The following is a 17,064-nucleotide window of genomic DNA, read 5'->3' as shown; positions in this document are numbered from 1 at the left end:
GACGGATGGGGGATCGGGTTGACCCGCCGCCTTCGCTCCCCATCTTCCCTCCGATGAACGACCCCAACATGACCGATCTCGACCGCGCGCTGGCCTTCGCGATCCCGGCGCGCAGTGCCCGCGGCCGGATCGTCCGGCTCGGCACCGCGCTCGACGAAGTGCTCGCCGCCCACGCCTATCCGCCTGCGATCGAAAAACTGCTCGCCGAGGCGCTGACGCTCGCCGCGCTGATCGGCTCGACGCTCAAGGACGCCAGCGGCCAGCTGACGATGCAGACCCGCACCGACAACGGCGTCGTCCAGCTGCTCGTCTGCGATTACCGCGGCGGCGAAGTGCGCGGTTACATCGAATACGACGCCGACAAGCTTGCCGAAGCACCCGCCGAGCCATCGTTGTTCGCGCTGTTCGGCGCCGGCTACCTCGCGATCACGTTCGACATGGCGACCAGCAACGAACGGTACCAGGGCATCGTCCCGCTCGATGGCGATACGCTGTCGCAGGCCGCGCAGAGCTATTTCACACAGTCCGAACAGATACCGACAATGATTCGGACCGGTATGGCGAAGGGCCCGGACGGGCGCTGCGTCGCAGGTGGGCTGTTCCTCCAGCATCTTCCCGAGGGCGAGGATGGTCGCGAGCGGCTCCACACCAAGCTCGACCACCCGGAATGGGAGCATGTCGCTACGCTCGGCAACACGATCGGCGCGGACGAACTCACGAATGCGTTCCTGCCGCTGGAGACGCTGGTCTGGCGCCTGTTCAATGAAGAAGACGACGTCCGCATTCTCGCGGATATTCCGATCTCGCGTGGATGCCGCTGCGACCCTGATTATATTCAGGGGGTGATCTCCAAATTTCCCATCGAGGAGCGGCGGTCGATGGCCGACGAGAGCGGTTTCATCATCGTCGATTGCGCGTTCTGCGCGAAGAAATTTCCTGTTCCAGTCGGCGCCTGACTTGCAGGATTTTTTCCCAGCAACGATAACTTAAGAAATTAACTCCCTATTCACTTATGTTGGGTATAGAAGGGACTGTGCTTTTTATTCGGCACGTTTTTTCTCCCTTGTGGCGCGGTTCGCGCCAACCTTAGGGGGCTGCCTTACCGGGCGGCCCCTTTCTTTTTGCGCGCCGCTGGCCTAGCGCATTGCGCATCATGACATCTCCTGCTCCCTTTGCGGTCGCGCTCGTTTCGGGCGGGCTCGACTCGATGGTATCCGCCGCTTTGGCGCGCGAAGCCGGCCAGCGCGTGCTCGCGCTGTCGTTCGATTATAATCAGCGCCATCGGATCGAACTCGACGCCGCCCGCCGCGTCGCCGCCGCGATCGGCGCCGAACGCCACATCGTGTTGCCGATGGATCTCTCCGCTTTTGGCGGGTCGGCACTGACCGCCGATATCGACGTGCCGAAGGATGGCGCGGGCACTGAGAATGGCGGTGGCATTCCCGTCACCTACGTACCCGCACGCAACACCATTTTTCTCAGCCTTGCGCTGGGCTGGGCCGAGGCGGCGGGCGCGCGCGACATCTATATCGGCGTCAACGCGCTCGATTATTCGGGCTATCCCGATTGCCGCCCCGAGTTCATCGCCGCGTTCGAAGGCTTGGCCGAACTCGCCACCAAGGCTGGCGTCGAGGGCGAACCGTTCCGTATCCAGGCGCCGCTTCAGATGATGACCAAGGCGGATATCGTCCGCGAAGGCACGCGTCTTGGCTTGGATCTCGGGCTGAGCTGGTCATGCTACGATCCGACGCCCGTCGGCGAGCATTGCGGCCTGTGTGACAGCTGCCGTCTGCGCTCCAAGGGGTTCGAGGACGCAGGCATTGCCGATCCCACCGTCTACGCCGTGCGTCCTGGATCCGGGCTGGCCTGAGCGATGAGCTACGCGGTTAAGGAAATGTTCCTCACGTTGCAGGGCGAGGGCGTGAACGCCGGCCGTCGTGCGGTGTTCGTGCGATTCGCCGGCTGCAACCTGTGGTCGGGTCGCGAACAGGACCGCGCGACCGCGGTCTGCAAGTTCTGCGATACCGAGTTCGTCGGCACCGACGGGCTAGGCGGTGGCAAGTTCGCCGATGCGCAGGCGCTCGCAGCGGCGGTTGCCGACTTCTGGGGGGACGGCACGAGCGATCGATTCGTCGTCCTGACCGGGGGGGAGCCGATGCTGCAGATCGACGACGCGATCGTCGATGCGCTCCACGGCGAGGGCTTCCGGATCGCGATGGAGAGCAACGGGACGATTCGGGCGCATCCGGGTATCGACTGGGTCTGTATCAGCCCCAAGGCCGGCAGCATCGTCGTTCAGCGCACCGGCGACGAACTGAAGCTGGTCTGGCCGCAGCCGGGCACCGATATCGACGATGTCGAGACCTGGGCGTTCGCAAACCTGCTGCTCCAGCCGCTCGACGATCCGCAAGCCGACGCGAACCGCGAGGCGTGTGTGGATCTGGTCATGCAGCGGCCGCAGTGGCGCTTGTCGCTGCAGACGCACAAGCTGCTGGGCCTGCGCTGATAATTTAAGGCGCGCTATGTAGGGGACTTCATTCTTTCCCCACCATCATCCCAGCGGAAGCTAGGATGACCCCATGAGACTCTCGTCGCTCGCCTCGTGAGATACCCCAGCTTTCGCTGGGGTGACGGCCGAACGCGAGGATAAAATCATCCGGTAATTCGGGTGAGACGGAGACATTACCGCCCGGCGATGCCGACGCCAACCGGCGGCCAGTTTTGGGCGCCGCACTTCTTTTCGACCCACTCGCCCTTCTTGTTCCAGCAGATCGTATCGAGCCGCGGCATTGGCGCATTGCGATCGCGGCCGATGTAGCGCGGGAAGCGCTGTTCGCCCCAGGGGATCAGGCTGTTGCGCAGTTCGCGCGACCGCGCCAGCGCGACGTCGGCAAAATGCCCGCGCGGTGCGAACACCGCGTCGCGTCCGATCGAGGCTGCGGTCTGGCAGAACCCGTATTGCGCGGCGACCGTGGCGAAGCTGGAATAGGTCCGCGTGCCGAACTGGTCGAGCGCGGCCTGCCCGGCGCGGAGGCCCGAGGCCTTGTTCACGCGGATGAAGTATTTGGTCAGCGTATCGAACGCACCCTTCAACTCGTCGCCATGATCGGCGAGAATCGAATTATAGTTCGGTACGGTCAACAGCGTCGGCTCGAACTGGCATTGCAGGGCCGCCACGTTGAGCGCGGCGCGCATATGCCACACCAGGGCGGCACGCGTTTCCGCGGGCGTCGCACCCGGCAGGGGCTGGCCGAGATCGGCTTCGTCGCCGGTCACCGCGGCACCGGAAAAGTCACGCGACTGCAAAAAGAACTGCGCCGACGCCGACTGCGCCACAGCGAGACCGCTCGACGCCACGCAGAGCGCGAGCGCGGTACGCAACACTTTCATTCAAACCTCCCCAGGGGCATTCCAAGTCGACGAATCTAAAGCGTTTCCGCCAAACCCCCAAGCGATTTTAACCTTTTGCCGGGATCGATTTTGCGAGCAGAATACCCCGATCCGGTATGCAAACCGTCGCATCCGAAACGACCGCGGTTTGCCGCCATTCGACGTGCGCAAACGCGCTGACCGGCATCCAGGGTCGGCGTTCCCCATCCCGCAACGATAAAGGGCCGCCCGGTTGCCCGGGCGGCCCTTCACATCGCATAATGCCGTTGAAGGTCATCCGCCGTAACGGTCGACCTTCGCGACCATCACATTGCGTTGTTGGTCATCATGGTGTCGTTCGACATCATCGTGTCGTTCGCCATCATGGTGTCGTTGGCCATCATGCCACCGTTCGACGCGCCGTCGACTGCGGTCATGTTGTCGGTCATGGTGTCCATGCCTTCAGTGGCGTTCATGTCGGTGACCATCGTGTTGTCGGTGGTCGTCTCGGTCTTCGGACCGCAAGCCGAAACGGCGAGTGCTGCGCTGGCGATCAGCGAACCGGTCAGGACCTTGGAAATGAGTGCACGCATGTGGAAGCTCCCTAGATAGAGGATTTGGCTGGCTGCTCGCCCTTAATACCCAAATCGTAGTGGACATTAATCCGATAACGCTTTGTCCTCAAGCCTCGTTTTCTTGAGGACAAGAAACTGTTTCAAGGAAAGCATCGGCCGTCAACGCCAGGGCGGCGTCGAAGGTTGCAAGGTCGGCGGAAATGCCCAGCGATTGCAGGCTGGTAACGCCGTACTCGGACAGGCCGCAGGGCACGATGCCACCAAAGTGCGACAGGTCCGGATCGACGTTCACCGAGAAGCCGTGGAGCGTCACCCAGCGTTTTACCCGTACCCCGATCGCGCCGATCTTGGCTTCCCGGCCCCGATCGAGCGTCCAGATGCCGACCCGGCCATCGACCGCGAACGCCTCGACGCCGAGCTCGCCAAGCGCCGCGATCACCCAGGATTCGAGCGCGTGGACGTAACAGCGGACATCCCGTCCGCGCTTGGTCAGGTCGAGCACGACATAGCCGATCCGCTGGCCCGGCCCATGATAGGTGTATTTGCCGCCGCGTCCCGTCGGGATCACCGGGAAGCGCGCGTCGATCAGGTCGCCCGGATCCGCGCTGGTGCCCGCGGTGTAGACCGGCGGATGTTCGAGCATCCACAACAGCTCGCGCGCCTCGCCCGCGCCGACCGCGAGCGCGCGCGCCTCCATCTCCGCCAGCGCATCGGCATAAGGGGTGAGGCCGGCGCTGGTCCGCCATTCGATATCGGAGGGGAGGGGGTTGGTCACCGATCCCAATTGCGCACCGACGCTCGCACTTGCAACTCCGACGTGCGTTTCAACCATGTGGTCAAGCGCAGGGGCTTGGGCTAACCCGCGCGATACAGCAACCGGGGGAGCGTGACGCATGGTGAAGATGGGAACGGTCTGGGATCGCACGATCGAGGTGCTCAACGGGCGTACCGGCATGATCGCGCCGATCGCGGTGCTCGGCATTCTGCTGCCCAGCGTGATCCGTGACGGCTATGTCGCGTTCTCGACACCGGGGACGATGAGCTTCGCCTTGATCGGCAGCGTTCTGGCGATCGGTACGCTGGTCGCGATGCTGTGGGCGCAGCTCGCGATCGTCGCGATTGCCAGCGATCCCGGCACCGATGCTGCGGCTGCGCGCCGCCAGGCCGGTGCGCGCGTGCTGCCGGCGCTCGGCATCACCGCGCTGATCACCCTGGTCGCCGCGCTCCTCGCCGTGCCGCCGGTGATCGTTCTGGTTCAGTCGGGCTTTGATTTCTCCGCCGCTGCCAATGGATCGAGCGTGCAGATGACCCCGCCGACCGCTGGTGCCGCTGGGTTCACCGCGCTGTACGGCATCGCCTATCTGCTGCTGGCGATCTGGATCGGCGCGCGGCTGGTGCTGCTCAACCCGGTGATTCTCAACGAACGCCGCGGGATCGGTGCGATCCGTCGCTCGCTCCAGCTGACCAAGGGGCTGACGTGGCGGATCATCGGCGTGTTGATCCTGTTCGCGATCGTCATGCTCGTCTCGACCTGGGCCGCACAGTCCGTGACCGGGATCATCTTCCGGCTCGCGCTCGGCGCCGACGGGATCGCCACCGCGACCTTCCTGTCGGGGATCGCCGCGACGATCGTCACCACCGCCTTTACCGCGCTTGCCGCGGTCTTCACCGCGCAGCTCTATGTCGCCGTCAGAGAGAAATCCGTCACCCCATGAAGCTCGATTTCGCGACCGTCCTCACTGATGCCTGGAGCCTGTTCAAGCGCGACCGCGACCTGTTGCTACGGATCGCCGCGCCGTTCCTGTTCCTGCCCGCGTTCGCGCTGGCGCTGGTCGTGCCCGATCCGCCGATGCCCAACGCGGCGGCGGGCGATAACGAGGCGCAGGCGATGGTCTGGGCCGATGCGGTGCAGACATGGGCGGCGGCACATGGCGGCTGGTACCTGCTCGCCTATGTGATGAGCTTCTTCGGCACGTCGCTGTTCTACGCGCTGTATCTCGACCGCGATCAGCTCGATCTGCGGCAGGCGCTGACGCGCTGCCTACGGATATTCCCGCGCTTCCTGCTGGCGATGGTGATCGTGTCGCTGCCGGCGGGGGCGGGGCTGTTGCTGTACGCGATCCCCGGCCTCTACATCCTCGGCCGGACGATGCTGACCGGCCCGGCGCTGTTCGCCGAAGCGCCGCTCGGGGCGCTCGGCGCGATCCGCCGCAGCTTCACGCTCAGCCGAGGTTCGGGGTTGCCGTTGATGGGGTTGGCGGCGTTCAGCTACATCAGCGGCTGGCTCGCCGGAGCGCCGTTCATGATACTGGATCGTGCCCTGCGCGAAGCGGGCGAACCCAACCCGGTCGCGCTGGCGATCGTCGATGCGGGCGCTGCGGTGGCCGCAATGGCGGCGGGTATAGCCATGGCTCTGATCGCAATCTCCGCCTACCGCCGCTTGGCGCGGTAGGGCGCACCAACGGAACAAAAGCACCACCCCGGCGGAGGCCGGGGCCCAGTTGGAAAGGTCGCAGTGATCGGGCGCACCGCTCAGTTAGCAACGTCCCCCAACTGGCCCCCGGCCTCCGCCGGGGAGGTGGCTGAGGTCTAGTCGCGCTTCCCCAGATAAGGGATCTGCGGCGCGGTCTCCGGCGGCAGCAATCCAGAAGCCCGCGGATCCGGAAACGTCTCGATCGTCCGCTTCACCGCCACGAACCCCTGCGCTTGATAAAACCCCAGCGCGCTGGGATGGTCGAGCGTGCAGGTATGCAGCCAGACCCGCTCCACCCCCTTGGCCCAGGCCCGCGCGCAAGCCTCCGCCATCAGCCACCGCCCATGACCCTGCCCGGCCAGCTCCGGGATCAACCCGAAATACGAAATCTCGCACGCACCCGCCGCGCGAAAATCGAGTTCGAGCATCCCGACCTCGATCCCCGCCGGGTCGATCACCGCGTACACCGCGATGCCGGGGTCGTGGACGATAGAGGTCAGCATGTCGTCCGCCATCACCAACCGCGAGAACCACAGCCACGGACTTCCCACCCGCCGAAACAACGCACGGTATTTCTCCAGCGCCGGTCCCTCCCACCGTACCAACCGCAACCGCGACCCCGGGCTCGGCCGCAGCGGCGGCCGCTTGCGCATCTCCAGCGTCGTGACGATCGTCGCGAGGACGTCGTCGGCAACCGGGATCAGCGCCACCGGATCACGACCACGTCGCGCGGGGCGGCAGGCTCATCAGGATCGCGTCGATGTTGCCACCGGTCTTCAGCCCGAACAAAGTCCCACGGTCGTAGACGAGGTTGAACTCGGCATAGCGCCCGCGCCATTCCAGCATCCGTGCCTCGTCGGCCGCAGTGAACGGCGTATCCATCCGCCGCCGCACAATCCGTGGATACGCATCGAGAAACGCCTCGCCGACATCGCGCGTGAACGCAAAGTTGGTTTCGAAATCGCCGTCGAGATGATCGAAGAAGATCCCGCCAACACCCCGGCCGACTTTCCGGTGCGGAATGTAGAAATAGGTCTCCGCCCATTCCTTGAACCGGGGGTAGTGCGCCGGATCATGCGCGTCGCACGCCGCCTTCATCGTCGCGTGGAAGTCCGCCGTGTCTTCCTCGATAGGCAAGGGCGGGTTGAGATCGCCGCCGCCGCCGAACCAGCGCTTGGTGGTGTTGAGGAAGCGACAGTTCATGTGCACCGCGGGGACGTGCGGGTTGGTCATGTGCGCGACCAGGCTGATCCCGGTCGCGAAGAACCGCGGGTCCTCGCCCGCACCATGGATCGACTTGGCGAACTCGCCTTCGAACGTGCCGCCGACGGTCGAGACGTTGACGCCGACCTTCTCGAACACGCGGCCCTTCATGACGCCCATCACGCCACCGCCGCCCGGCTCGCCCGAGGGATCGACGCGGTTCCACGGCGTGTACTCAAACGATGCGTCGGAGCCTGCCTCGCGCTCGATCGTCTCGAACTCCGCGCAGATGCGATCGCGCAGGGATTCGAACCAGGTTCGGGCGGCGGCTTGCTGGGGGTCGAGTTCGATCATGCGGGCGTCTCTACCAAATCCTCCCCGGAACGGGGAGGGGGACCGTTCGGCTACTTGGCCGAAGGGTGGAGGGGGGCTTCCACGAGCGTACCGGTTGTGATGACGAAGCGGTACGTCCGCGGTGAGCCCCCTCCACCATGCTTCGCACGGTCCCCGTCCCCGTGCCGGGGAGGATTAGCTCGGCCAGCCGCCGGTCTGCCGCAGCGCCTCCGCGGCAACGATCCCAGTCGCCACCGAGATATTCATCGACCGCAACCCAGGCCGCATCGGGATCAGCACGCGCACATCGGCCCGTGCATGCACCTCCTCCGGCACGCCGGCCCCCTCGCTCCCCATCAACAACACGTCATCCTCGCAAAACTCGGCCACATCCAGCCGCACCGCGCCCTTCGTCGTCAGCAGCACGATCCGCCCGCTGAATTGCGCCAGGAACGTGTCCCAATCGACATGCCGCACCACGTCGACCACGCCGACATAATCCATCCCCGAGCGCGCGACGGCCTTGTCGCTCCAGGTGAATCCCATCGGTTCGATCAGGTCGACGCCGATCCCCATGCACGCGGCAGTGCGGAGAATGGCGCCGACATTTCCGGCGATATCGGGCTGATAAAGGGCAATACGCATACCCGATCCCCTAGCGCGCCGAGCGCCGGACGGTAACCCAAAGCAAAATGCAGTTGGCAAACCGTCGCCCCGCCGTCTATCAAAGCGCAGCCTCCGTGGGGACGGTCGGATGGATTGGGGATATGGTTTCGCGAAACCGAAAGCCTACTCCGTCACGAAAAAAATAACGTGCAAGGGCGAGATGAATGGCGACAGTCGACGACATGGTTCATCCCGGCGAATCGCCAGAGCCGTTTCACGAAGAGGCCCATGACCCTCGCCGCCGTGATTTCATCAACATCGCAGCCGTTTCCTTCGCCGGCGTCGGCGCGGTCGCGATCGTCCTGCCGCTGATCAACCAGATGAACCCATCGGCCGACGTGCTCGCGCAGTCGACCACCGAGATCGACCTGTCGAAGATCCTCCCCGGTCAGGCGATCAAGACCTCGTTCCGCAAGCAGCCGCTGTTCGTGCGCAACCTGACGCCGAAGGAAATCTCGGAAGCCGACGCGGTCGATATCTCGACATTGCGCGATCCGCAGACGCTCGAACAGCGCACCAAGGCGGGCAAGAAGAACTGGCTGATCACGCTGGGCGTCTGCACGCATCTCGGCTGCGTCCCGCTCGGCGCCGGCGAGGGCGAGAACAAGGGTCCGTTCGGCGGCTATTTCTGCCCGTGCCACGGCTCGGCCTATGACACCGCCGCACGCATCCGCAAAGGCCCCGCTCCGTCGAACCTCCACGTTCCGGACTATGCCTTCAACTCCGACACCGTCGTCACGGTAGGCTGAGGAAAACACCATGAGCTTTCCCTGGGCCAAGCAATACGAACCGAAGCTGCCGCTGACGCGGTGGCTGGATGAGCGGCTTCCCGTTCCCCGGCTCGTCTACAATTCACTCGGCGGCGGCTATCCCGTCCCGCGCAACCTCAATTACTTCTGGAACTTCGGTGTGCTCGCCGGCGCCGCGCTGGCGATCCAGATCATCACCGGCATCGTGCTGGCGATGCACTACGCCGCCAACGGCGCGGTCGCATTCGACTCGGTCGAGAGCATCATGCGCGACGTCAACGCCGGCTGGTTCCTGCGGTATGCGCACGCGAACGGCGCCTCGATGTTCTTCATCGTCGTCTACACGCACATCTTCCGCGGGCTCTATTATGGCTCGTACAAGGCGCCGCGCGAGATGGTGTGGCTGCTCGGCGTCGTCATCTTCCTGCTGATGATGGCGACCGCCTTCATGGGCTACGTGCTGCCCTGGGGCCAGATGAGCTTCTGGGGCGCGCAGGTCATCACCGGGTTCTTCTCGGCGATCCCGCTCGTCGGCGACACCATCCGCATATGGCTGCTCGGCGGATTCGCGCCGGACAACGCCGCGCTCAACCGCTTCTTCTCGCTGCATTACCTACTGCCGTTCGTGATCGCGGGTGTCATCATCCTGCACATCTGGGCGCTGCACATCCCGGGGTCGAACAACCCGACCGGCGTCGACGTGAAGGGCGAGCAGGACACCGTCCCGTTCCATCCGTACTACACCGCCAAGGACGGCTTCGGGCTCGGCATCTTCATGCTGATCTTCGCCAGCCTGCTGTTCTTCTTCCCGAACTATCTTGGCCACCCGGACAACTACATCCCGGCGAACCCGCTTTCGACGCCCGCGCACATCGTGCCCGAATGGTATTTCTGGCCGTTCTACGCGATCCTGCGCGCCTTCACTGCGGACTTCATCCTGCCGGCCAAGCTCTGGGGCGTGCTGGCGATGTTCGGCTCGATCCTGCTGCTGTTCTTCCTGCCCTGGCTGGACAGCTCGCCGGTCCGTTCGATGAACTATCGTCCCAAGGCGCGGATCGCGTTCTGGGTGCTGGTCGCCGACATCTTCGTGCTCGGCTATTGCGGTGGCGCTCCGGCCAACGCGTTCTACGTGATCCTCAGCCAGATCTGCGCGGCGTATTATTTCGCGCACTTCCTGATCATCCTGCCGATCATCTCGCGCTCCGAGCGTCCGCGGCCGCTGCCCAACTCGATCACCGAGGCCGTACTTTCAAAGCACGGCGGCACCAGCCCGGCCAAAACCGCGCTCGCGCACTGATACGAACTAGAGGACACACACATGGTTCGTCTCATCGCCTCCATCGTCGGCGCGGCCTTCGTGCTGGTGCTCGGCATCGCGCTCTTCGGCAGCGTGGCGGGGGTCATCACCGACCCCGTCGCGCCGACCGCGGAGAGCGTCGCGCACAAGCACCCCAAGGAACTCGAGCTCGCCTCCAACGGCGTGTTCGGCAAGTTCGACCGTCGCCAGCTCCAGCGCGGGTTCCAGGTCTACAAGGAAGTCTGCTCGGCCTGCCACTCGCTGCGGCTGGTGTCGTTCCGCGACCTGACCAAGATCGGCTATACCGACCCCGAGGTTAAGGCGATCGCCAACCAGTGGGTCATCGAGCAGCCCTCGATCAACCCGGAGACGGGCGAGCCCGCGACCCGCAAGAACATCCCGTCGGATCGTTTCCCGTCGCCGTTCGCTAACGAGATCGCCGCGCGCGCCGCGAACAACAACGCGCTGCCGCCTGATCTTTCGCTGATCACCAAGGCGCGCGAGGACGGCACCGCGTACGTCCACTCGCTGCTGACCGGCTACACGACGCAGCCGGCCGCGCTGCTGAAGGAATTCCCGGACATCAAAACGCCGGCGGGTCTGCACTACAACCCGTATTTCGCGAACCTCAACATCGCGATGCCGCCGCCGCTGACGTCGGATGGCCAGGTGACCTACGCCGACGGCACCAAGCCGACAATGGAGCAGATGTCGACCGACGTCTCCGCGTTCCTGACCTGGACCGCAGAGCCCAACCTCGAGGCACGCCATGCCGCCGGGTTCGCGTCGATCATCTTCATCCTGATCTTCTGCGGCCTAGCCTGGGGCGCGTACCAAAACGTCTGGCGCGACGTTAAGCATTGATGACGGCCCGGCTCCCGCGGTAAGGGCGCACGGATAAAGGGAGCGGCGGACGGGCAGGGTGCCTTGTCCGCCGCTTTCGTTTTGGCCGTAGCGCAGTGTCGCGCACCGGCGCATCCGCCGCCATCGTGCGGAGAGAAGGGAGCTTCCATGCTCGATACCGAAGAGCGCAACGCCGACCTCAAGGCGCTGATCCGCACCATCCCGGATTTCCCCAAGCCCGGCATCCAGTTCCGCGACATCACGACGCTGCTGCTCGACCCCCACGGCTGGGCGACTGCGATCGAGCGGATGGTCGAAGCAGTCTCTGGCCCCGTCGACCTGGTCGCCGGCATCGAAGCGCGCGGTTTCCTGTTCGCCGCCGCGCTCGCCGCACCGCTCAAGGCCGGCGTCCTGCTGATCCGCAAGGACGGCAAGCTCCCCGGCGCGACCATCGCCGAGGACTACGCACTCGAATACGGCACCGACCGCATCGCGATCCACGCCGACGCCTTCGCGCCCGGCGCGCGCGTCCTACTGGTCGACGACCTGATCGCCACCGGCGGCACCGCCCGCGCCGCGGTCCGCCTGCTCCACAAGGCCGGCGCGGTGGTTACGCAAGCGCAGTTCCTGGTCGACCTCCCGGACCTTGGCGGCGCAGACGCGCTCCGTACCGAAGGCATCGAAGCGACCGCCCTGATTCACTTCCCCGGCCACTGACAACGCGCTTACGCGAGAGCCCCCCCAGTCTTGTTCCCCCGCGGACGCGGGGGCCCAGCTAAATACCGTCGCGCACCGCTACCCTGGCCCCCCGCATTCGCGAGGGAACAGTAGGGGGCGTGTGCAACGAAACATGCGGGCGCCCTGCACGACCCCAAACCCCGTCAGACCTCATTCATGGAACTTGCGACATAACGACTCCGTTGTAGGACGAATAGCGGCGCGTTGTGTCCGCTCTCCACGTACGGGAGACTCCCCATGTTTATGAAGCGCTTCGGCATCATCGGCCTAGCCTTGGGCCTCGGACTAGGCGTCGCGGGCTGCACCGATGGCTACGGCTATGGTGGCGCCGGCGTCGGCTATGCCAGCGATCCCTATTACGGCGGCGGCTACGGCGACGGTTATTATGGCGCAGGCTATGGCGGTTACGGCGGCGGCTATGACGGGTTCGCCGGCTATGGCGGCCTGAACTCCTATTACGGTTGGGCCGGCGATTATTATTATCCCGGCTCGGGGGTCTACGTCTACGATCGCTACCGCCGCCCGCACCGCTGGAACGGCAACCAGCAGCGCTACTGGCAGGGTCGCCAGCAGTATCGCGGCAACCGAAACGACGGCGGACGCGGCAATTGGGGCGGCTTTGGCAACCGAGGCGATGGCGGCCGGAACGGCGGCTGGCGCGGCAACCGTCCGGGCTATCAGAATAATCCCGGCACGCCCGCTCAGGGCCAGTTCGGCAACGGCCGTCCCGGCCGCGGCGACGATCGCGGCCGTGGTCCCGGTCGCGCACAGTTCGGTCAACCAGGCCAGCCCGCGCAGCCCGGCCAAGTCGCCAACCCGCAGCAGCCCCAAGTCCAAGGCGGCTTCCGCGGTAATCGTGGCGACGGCGCATTCCGAGGCAATCGCGGCGGCGGCGGCCAGCGCTTCGGCGGTGGACGGCCCGGCGGCGGTCGTCAGGGCGGCGGCAACCGTGGCGGTGGTCGTCCAGCGCAGTAACTAGAGCAGGTTGGTTCACGCGAAGGCGCGAAGAGAAGGTTTGTTCGCGCAGAGGCGCAGAGGCGCAGAGGCGCAGAGGCGCAGAGGCGCAGAGGCGCAGAGGCGCAGAAAGTAATTAAGTACGAGTGGGCGAGCCTTCGCGTGGCAGCGAAGCTCAACCGAAGCTATGCCATCTAATATCTCTCTGCGCCTCCGCGCCTCTGCGCGAACAAACACTATCTTCCCGCCCGTTCGGCGAAGCTCAGGACGGCTTCGCGCTTTCGCATAAATCATTACTGAATTGGCAATTCCGTCAGCCGCCCTTCCGGGCAACAGCTCGGCAATCAGCCGGCGTTAGCGTCCGTGGGGCGCGTCGCCACCAACCCGTTCGACACGAACGTCATCACCATAACGTCGTCCTGATTGAACACCCGCATCCGGCTCTTGAAGATCCCCATCTCTGGCCGGCTCGCCGACACGCGCTTCTCCAGGATCTCGGTCTCGCAGCGCAGAGTGTCCCCCGGATACACCGGCTTCACCCACTTCAATTCGTCGATCCCCGGCGACCCGAGCCCGGCCTGCTGGTTCTCCTTCAGGTTCGCGACCACCATAGACATCACCATCGCGCACGTATGCCAGCCGCTCGCCGACAACCGCCCGAAATGCGTCTGCGCAGCCGCCTCGTCGGACAGATGGAACGGCTGCGGATCGTATTTGGCGGCGAAGTCCATCACCTCCTCGCGCGTGACCGCGTAGGAACCGAACGACGCGGTCCGACCGACCTCGATATCCTCGAAATACTGCACAACCTCTCCTCTTATCGTTGCAGCACCTTCTGGAAGGGTGCGTCGGTGCCGTCCAGCCCCGCCTCGGCCGGCAACCCGATCAGATCGCGCAACAAAGGCTCGATCGCGACATTGTCGAAGCTCGCAATCGTCTTGCCGCGCGCAAACGCCGGCCCGTTGGCGATGAACAGCGCCTGCATCTCCGGCGCCATGTTGTCATACCCATGCATCCCGCCGACCGAAGCCTTGGTCGGCGCACTCGAATCCACCTGCCAGCCGACATCGGCCAGGCACAGATAGCTCGGCACCCGCGGATTCCGCCCATAATCGAACCGCGCCGGGATCTCCCCCTTCCGCCAGCATTGCAGGTGATCGTGGGGCTTCAACAACCGCGCCTCCAGCGCCGCCTCATGCCCCGGCACCGCGAACAAAGTCGCGTACGGCCCCGTCTCGACGGTGCGATAATCCGCCTTGTCCGCGATCGCGTCGAGCGCCACGACTCGCGTGCTGCTCGTCGCCGCCATGCCGTGGTCCGCGACGATCACCAGGTTCGCCCGCTGCCCCAGCGCGGCCAGCCCATCGACCAGCGCGCCGATGCTCGCATCGACATCCGCCACGGCCTGGGTAACGCCAGCGCTGTCGGGCCCGCCTGCATGCCCGGCGCTGTCGACCGTATCGAAATACAGAGTCACCAACTTGGGACGTATGGCGGCAGGCCGCCGCATCCAGTCGAGCACCGCGTTGACGCGCTGTGTCCCCGAAACCTGCTGATTGAACTGCTGCCAGTCCTCCGGTCGCGTACCGCCCTCGATCGCACCATGGCTGTCGGCCTTCACCGTACCCCCGACCGCGACGTTCGCGCCCGGCCAGAACATCGTCGCGGTGCGGATCCCCGCCTTCTCCGCATCGACCCAGATCGGCGTGCTCTCGCTCCACCAGAACGGATCGTCCGTCGCCATCGTGAAGCTCTCGCCCGGCCGCGCCGGATCCTCCATCTTGTTGCCGACGATCCCGCTGCGATCGGGCCGCAGCCCCGTCACGAGCGTCCAGTGATTGGGAAAGGTGACGCTCGGAAACGACGGCCGCATGCTCGCGAATACCCCGCCCGCGCGCAGCTGGTTGAGATTAGGCGTCACGCCGCGATCGAGATAATCCGGTCGAAACCCGTCGATCGACACCAGTATGGTAACCGGCGCCCGAGTCTCGCCCGGCATCGCAGCCACCGCCGTCGATACGGGCGCCGGCGCAGTGATGGGCGCGAGGGCAGGGGGCGTATACGGATAAGCACACCCTGCGAGTGCAAGCGCACAACCACTCAACATAATTTTCATTGGTGTTCGTCCTGAGCAAGTCCCGGCGTCGCGGCCTCTACCCGGCAAGCTCGACGAACGAAAGCGCCGGGGTACGCGCGCCGAGCATGTCTGGCCTGCAGGCGATCACGTGTCGTAACAGCTGATCACGGTGCTGCGCATGTCGACTTCCGCGCGTTCACCCGGCAGCACCTCGGTTGAAATCTTGCCCTTCTTGGTACCGACGTTCAACCGCGCCGGCCCTTCGATCTTGCACGTCATGCCCTTTGCGGTGATGCCGCAAGCATTCTCCAGACGCTTGCTCTCGGACACCGAGTCTTCGTCGATCGGATGCAGCGAGAACGACGCGGCGAACGTCCCACCAAACAAGGCCGGACCCAGACCGCTCGCAAGGTTGACCTTCCAGCCGCCAGCCCGCGTCTTCCCACCACTTTTAGCGTTCGGCTTCATGCCGAGTTGCGGTGCCAGGCGCTGGCAAAAGCTCGGCACCGCGGGCTGTTGAAAGGGCGTCACCGCAGACGCCGTCGTCGACAGGGCAACGAGCATTCCCAACAGATGCATGACAGCCAACGCAATTCCCCCGATATGTCGGAGGCTACGCTAGCCATCAAATCTTACATTGAAAATGCGCGATTGCCCGGTTCCGCATCTCAGCGGCCGTCCGGTTTCAGCTATGCAGGAAGTGCATCACGTCGCCGTCGTGGACGACGTACGCCTTGCCTTCCGCGCGCAGCTTGCCCGCCTCGCGGGCCTTCGATTCGCCACCCAGCGCGATGAAGTCGTCGAACGCGATGGTCTCGGCGCGGATGAAGCCCTTTTCGAAATCGCCGTGGATCTCGCCCGCGGCCTGCGGTGCGGTCGCGCCCTCGTGGACGGTCCAGGCACGCGCCTCCTTCGGCCCGACCGTGAAGAACGTCAGCAGGTGCAGCAGCTTGTACCCTGCGGTGATGACGCGCGCGAGGCCCGTCTCTTCCAGCCCGAGTTCGCCGAGAAACTCGCCGCGATCCTCGGCGGGCATCGTCGCGATTTCCGCCTCGATCGCCGCCGACACCACGACAGCCTCGGCGCCCTCGGCCTTAGCCTTTTCGAACACCCGCGCCGACAGCGCATTGCCGTTCGCCGCATCGCCCTCGTCGACGTTGCACACGTACAGCACGGGCTTCGCGGTCAGCAACTGCGCCTGCGCGAACACGCGCGCCTCATCCTCGTCCTTCGGCACGGTCAGCCGCGCGGGCTTGCCTTCGCGCAGCAGTTCGAGCGCCTGGCCGAGCACGGCCGCGCCGATCTTGGCCTCCTTGTCGCCCTGCATGCCCTTCTTGGCGAGGTTCGGCACGCGCTTCTCGAGGCTTTCGAGGTCGCTCAGCATCAGCTCGGTGTCGACCGTCTCGGCATCGGCGATCGGATCGACCTTGTTGTCGACATGCGTCACGTCGCCGTCCTCGAAGCAGCGCAGCACATGGACGATCGCATCGACCTCGCGGATGTTGCCGAGGAACTGATTGCCGAGCCCTTCGCCCTTCGACGCGCCGCGCACCAGGCCGGCGATGTCGACGAAGCCGAGCTGCGTCTCGATGATCTTCTGCGATCCGGCGATCTTGGCCAGCGCGTCGAGCCGCTTGTCGGGCACGCCGACGTTACCGACGTTGGGCTCGATCGTGCAGAACGGATAGTTCGCCGCCTGCGCCGCGGCCGTCTCGGTCAGCGCGTTGAAGAGAGTGGACTTGCCGACGTTCGGCAGCCCCACGATGCCGCAGCGAAAACCCATGATA

Annotated in this window: 20 protein-coding genes; 10 read left to right on the top strand and 10 right to left on the bottom strand. The window is 65.1% G+C overall.

Annotation, left to right across the window (positions count from 1 at the left end; all coding sequences use genetic code 11):
* Nucleotides 1-53: 53 nt before the first annotated feature.
* From hslO to queE, 3 genes are all read left to right on the top strand, one after another.
* A complete protein-coding gene (hslO, locus tag U1763_RS06990) occupies nt 54-956 on the top strand; it encodes an Hsp33 family molecular chaperone HslO (RefSeq protein ID WP_132735744.1) in 903 nt (300 codons plus the stop codon).
* A 197-nt stretch (nt 957-1,153) separates the two neighbouring features.
* A complete protein-coding gene (gene queC, locus U1763_RS06985; RefSeq protein WP_332754651.1) occupies nt 1,154-1,870 on the top strand; it encodes a 7-cyano-7-deazaguanine synthase QueC in 717 nt (238 codons plus the stop codon).
* A gap of 3 nt (nt 1,871-1,873) precedes the next feature.
* Nucleotides 1,874-2,506 (top strand): 7-carboxy-7-deazaguanine synthase, encoded by a 633-nt coding sequence (gene queE, locus U1763_RS06980; protein WP_132895359.1) that lies wholly within the window; start codon nt 1,874-1,876, stop codon nt 2,504-2,506.
* A 176-nt stretch (nt 2,507-2,682) separates the two neighbouring features.
* On the opposite strand, the gene U1763_RS06975 is transcribed toward queE, so the two are convergent.
* From U1763_RS06975 to lipB, 3 genes are all read right to left on the bottom strand, one after another.
* Complete coding sequence (locus U1763_RS06975) at nt 2,683-3,390, bottom strand: hypothetical protein (RefSeq protein WP_332754650.1); 708 nt, start codon at nt 3,388-3,390, stop codon at nt 2,683-2,685.
* A 305-nt stretch (nt 3,391-3,695) separates the two neighbouring features.
* A complete protein-coding gene (locus U1763_RS06970) occupies nt 3,696-3,962 on the bottom strand; it encodes a hypothetical protein (protein ID WP_055881015.1) in 267 nt (88 codons plus the stop codon).
* Between the two features lie 88 nt (nt 3,963-4,050).
* Nucleotides 4,051-4,719 carry a lipoyl(octanoyl) transferase LipB gene (gene lipB, locus U1763_RS06965; protein WP_332754649.1) on the bottom strand — a complete coding sequence of 223 codons (669 nt, stop codon included), beginning with the start codon at nt 4,717-4,719 and terminating at the stop codon, nt 4,051-4,053.
* A gap of 118 nt (nt 4,720-4,837) precedes the next feature.
* On the opposite strand from lipB, the gene U1763_RS06960 reads away from it, so the two are divergent.
* Both U1763_RS06960 and U1763_RS06955 read left to right on the top strand, forming a co-directional pair.
* The gene (locus U1763_RS06960; RefSeq protein WP_332754648.1) at nt 4,838-5,659 is read left to right on the top strand and encodes a hypothetical protein; all 822 of its coding nucleotides are present in this window, start codon (nt 4,838-4,840) and stop codon (nt 5,657-5,659) included.
* Nucleotides 5,656-6,396: a hypothetical protein gene (locus U1763_RS06955; protein WP_332754647.1), complete on the top strand. Its 741-nt coding sequence runs from the start codon at nt 5,656-5,658 to the stop codon at nt 6,394-6,396. The genes U1763_RS06960 and U1763_RS06955 overlap by 4 nt, the downstream gene beginning before the upstream one ends.
* A 137-nt stretch (nt 6,397-6,533) precedes the next feature.
* On the opposite strand, the gene U1763_RS06950 is transcribed toward U1763_RS06955, so the two are convergent.
* The 3 genes from U1763_RS06950 to U1763_RS06940 all read right to left on the bottom strand — a co-directional run bounded on the left by U1763_RS06950 (nt 6,534) and on the right by U1763_RS06940 (nt 8,598).
* Nucleotides 6,534-7,127 carry a GNAT family N-acetyltransferase gene (locus U1763_RS06950; protein ID WP_332754646.1) on the bottom strand — a complete coding sequence of 198 codons (594 nt, stop codon included), beginning with the start codon at nt 7,125-7,127 and terminating at the stop codon, nt 6,534-6,536.
* Nucleotides 7,128-7,131: 4 nt separating this feature from the next.
* Entirely contained in the window at nt 7,132-7,974 is an 843-nt protein-coding gene (hemF, locus tag U1763_RS06945; protein ID WP_332754645.1) for an oxygen-dependent coproporphyrinogen oxidase, read from the bottom strand.
* A gap of 174 nt (nt 7,975-8,148) precedes the next feature.
* Entirely contained in the window at nt 8,149-8,598 is a 450-nt protein-coding gene (locus U1763_RS06940; protein WP_332754644.1) for a tRNA (cytidine(34)-2'-O)-methyltransferase, read from the bottom strand.
* Between the two features lie 203 nt (nt 8,599-8,801).
* Between U1763_RS06940 and petA the strand changes: the two genes are divergently transcribed.
* From petA to U1763_RS06915, 5 genes are all read left to right on the top strand, one after another.
* Nucleotides 8,802-9,368, top strand: a complete 567-nt coding sequence (gene petA / locus U1763_RS06935) for a ubiquinol-cytochrome c reductase iron-sulfur subunit (protein ID WP_332754965.1) — start codon at nt 8,802-8,804, stop codon at nt 9,366-9,368.
* Nucleotides 9,369-9,378: 10 nt separating this feature from the next.
* Entirely contained in the window at nt 9,379-10,665 is a 1,287-nt protein-coding gene (locus U1763_RS06930; protein WP_132735718.1) for a cytochrome b, read from the top strand.
* Nucleotides 10,666-10,686: 21 nt separating this feature from the next.
* Nucleotides 10,687-11,529, top strand: coding sequence for a cytochrome c1 (locus U1763_RS06925; RefSeq protein WP_132735715.1), 843 nt, complete (start codon nt 10,687-10,689; stop codon nt 11,527-11,529).
* Between the two features lie 147 nt (nt 11,530-11,676).
* Nucleotides 11,677-12,225: an adenine phosphoribosyltransferase gene (locus U1763_RS06920; protein WP_332754643.1), complete on the top strand. Its 549-nt coding sequence runs from the start codon at nt 11,677-11,679 to the stop codon at nt 12,223-12,225.
* Nucleotides 12,226-12,483: 258 nt separating this feature from the next.
* Nucleotides 12,484-13,221 carry a hypothetical protein gene (locus U1763_RS06915; protein WP_332754642.1) on the top strand — a complete coding sequence of 246 codons (738 nt, stop codon included), beginning with the start codon at nt 12,484-12,486 and terminating at the stop codon, nt 13,219-13,221.
* A gap of 323 nt (nt 13,222-13,544) precedes the next feature.
* On the opposite strand, the gene U1763_RS06910 is transcribed toward U1763_RS06915, so the two are convergent.
* The 4 genes from U1763_RS06910 to ychF all read right to left on the bottom strand — a co-directional run bounded on the left by U1763_RS06910 (nt 13,545) and on the right by ychF (nt 17,060).
* Complete coding sequence (locus U1763_RS06910) at nt 13,545-14,006, bottom strand: MaoC family dehydratase (RefSeq protein WP_332754641.1); 462 nt, start codon at nt 14,004-14,006, stop codon at nt 13,545-13,547.
* 11 nt (nt 14,007-14,017) lie between these two features.
* A complete protein-coding gene (locus U1763_RS06905) occupies nt 14,018-15,316 on the bottom strand; it encodes an alkaline phosphatase family protein (RefSeq protein ID WP_443026889.1) in 1,299 nt (432 codons plus the stop codon).
* A 105-nt stretch (nt 15,317-15,421) separates the two neighbouring features.
* A complete protein-coding gene (locus tag U1763_RS06900; protein WP_332754640.1) occupies nt 15,422-15,808 on the bottom strand; it encodes a hypothetical protein in 387 nt (128 codons plus the stop codon).
* A 154-nt stretch (nt 15,809-15,962) separates the two neighbouring features.
* Nucleotides 15,963-17,060 (bottom strand): redox-regulated ATPase YchF, encoded by a 1,098-nt coding sequence (gene ychF / locus U1763_RS06895; protein ID WP_056047251.1) that lies wholly within the window; start codon nt 17,058-17,060, stop codon nt 15,963-15,965.
* Nucleotides 17,061-17,064 lie beyond the last annotated feature (4 nt).

This window comes from Sphingomonas sorbitolis, assembly GCF_036663875.1.
Taxonomy (GTDB): Bacteria; Pseudomonadota; Alphaproteobacteria; order Sphingomonadales; family Sphingomonadaceae; genus Sphingomonas.
The sequence above is the reverse complement of the archived record's forward strand: the minus strand, read 5'-3'. Positions and strand labels throughout refer to the sequence as shown.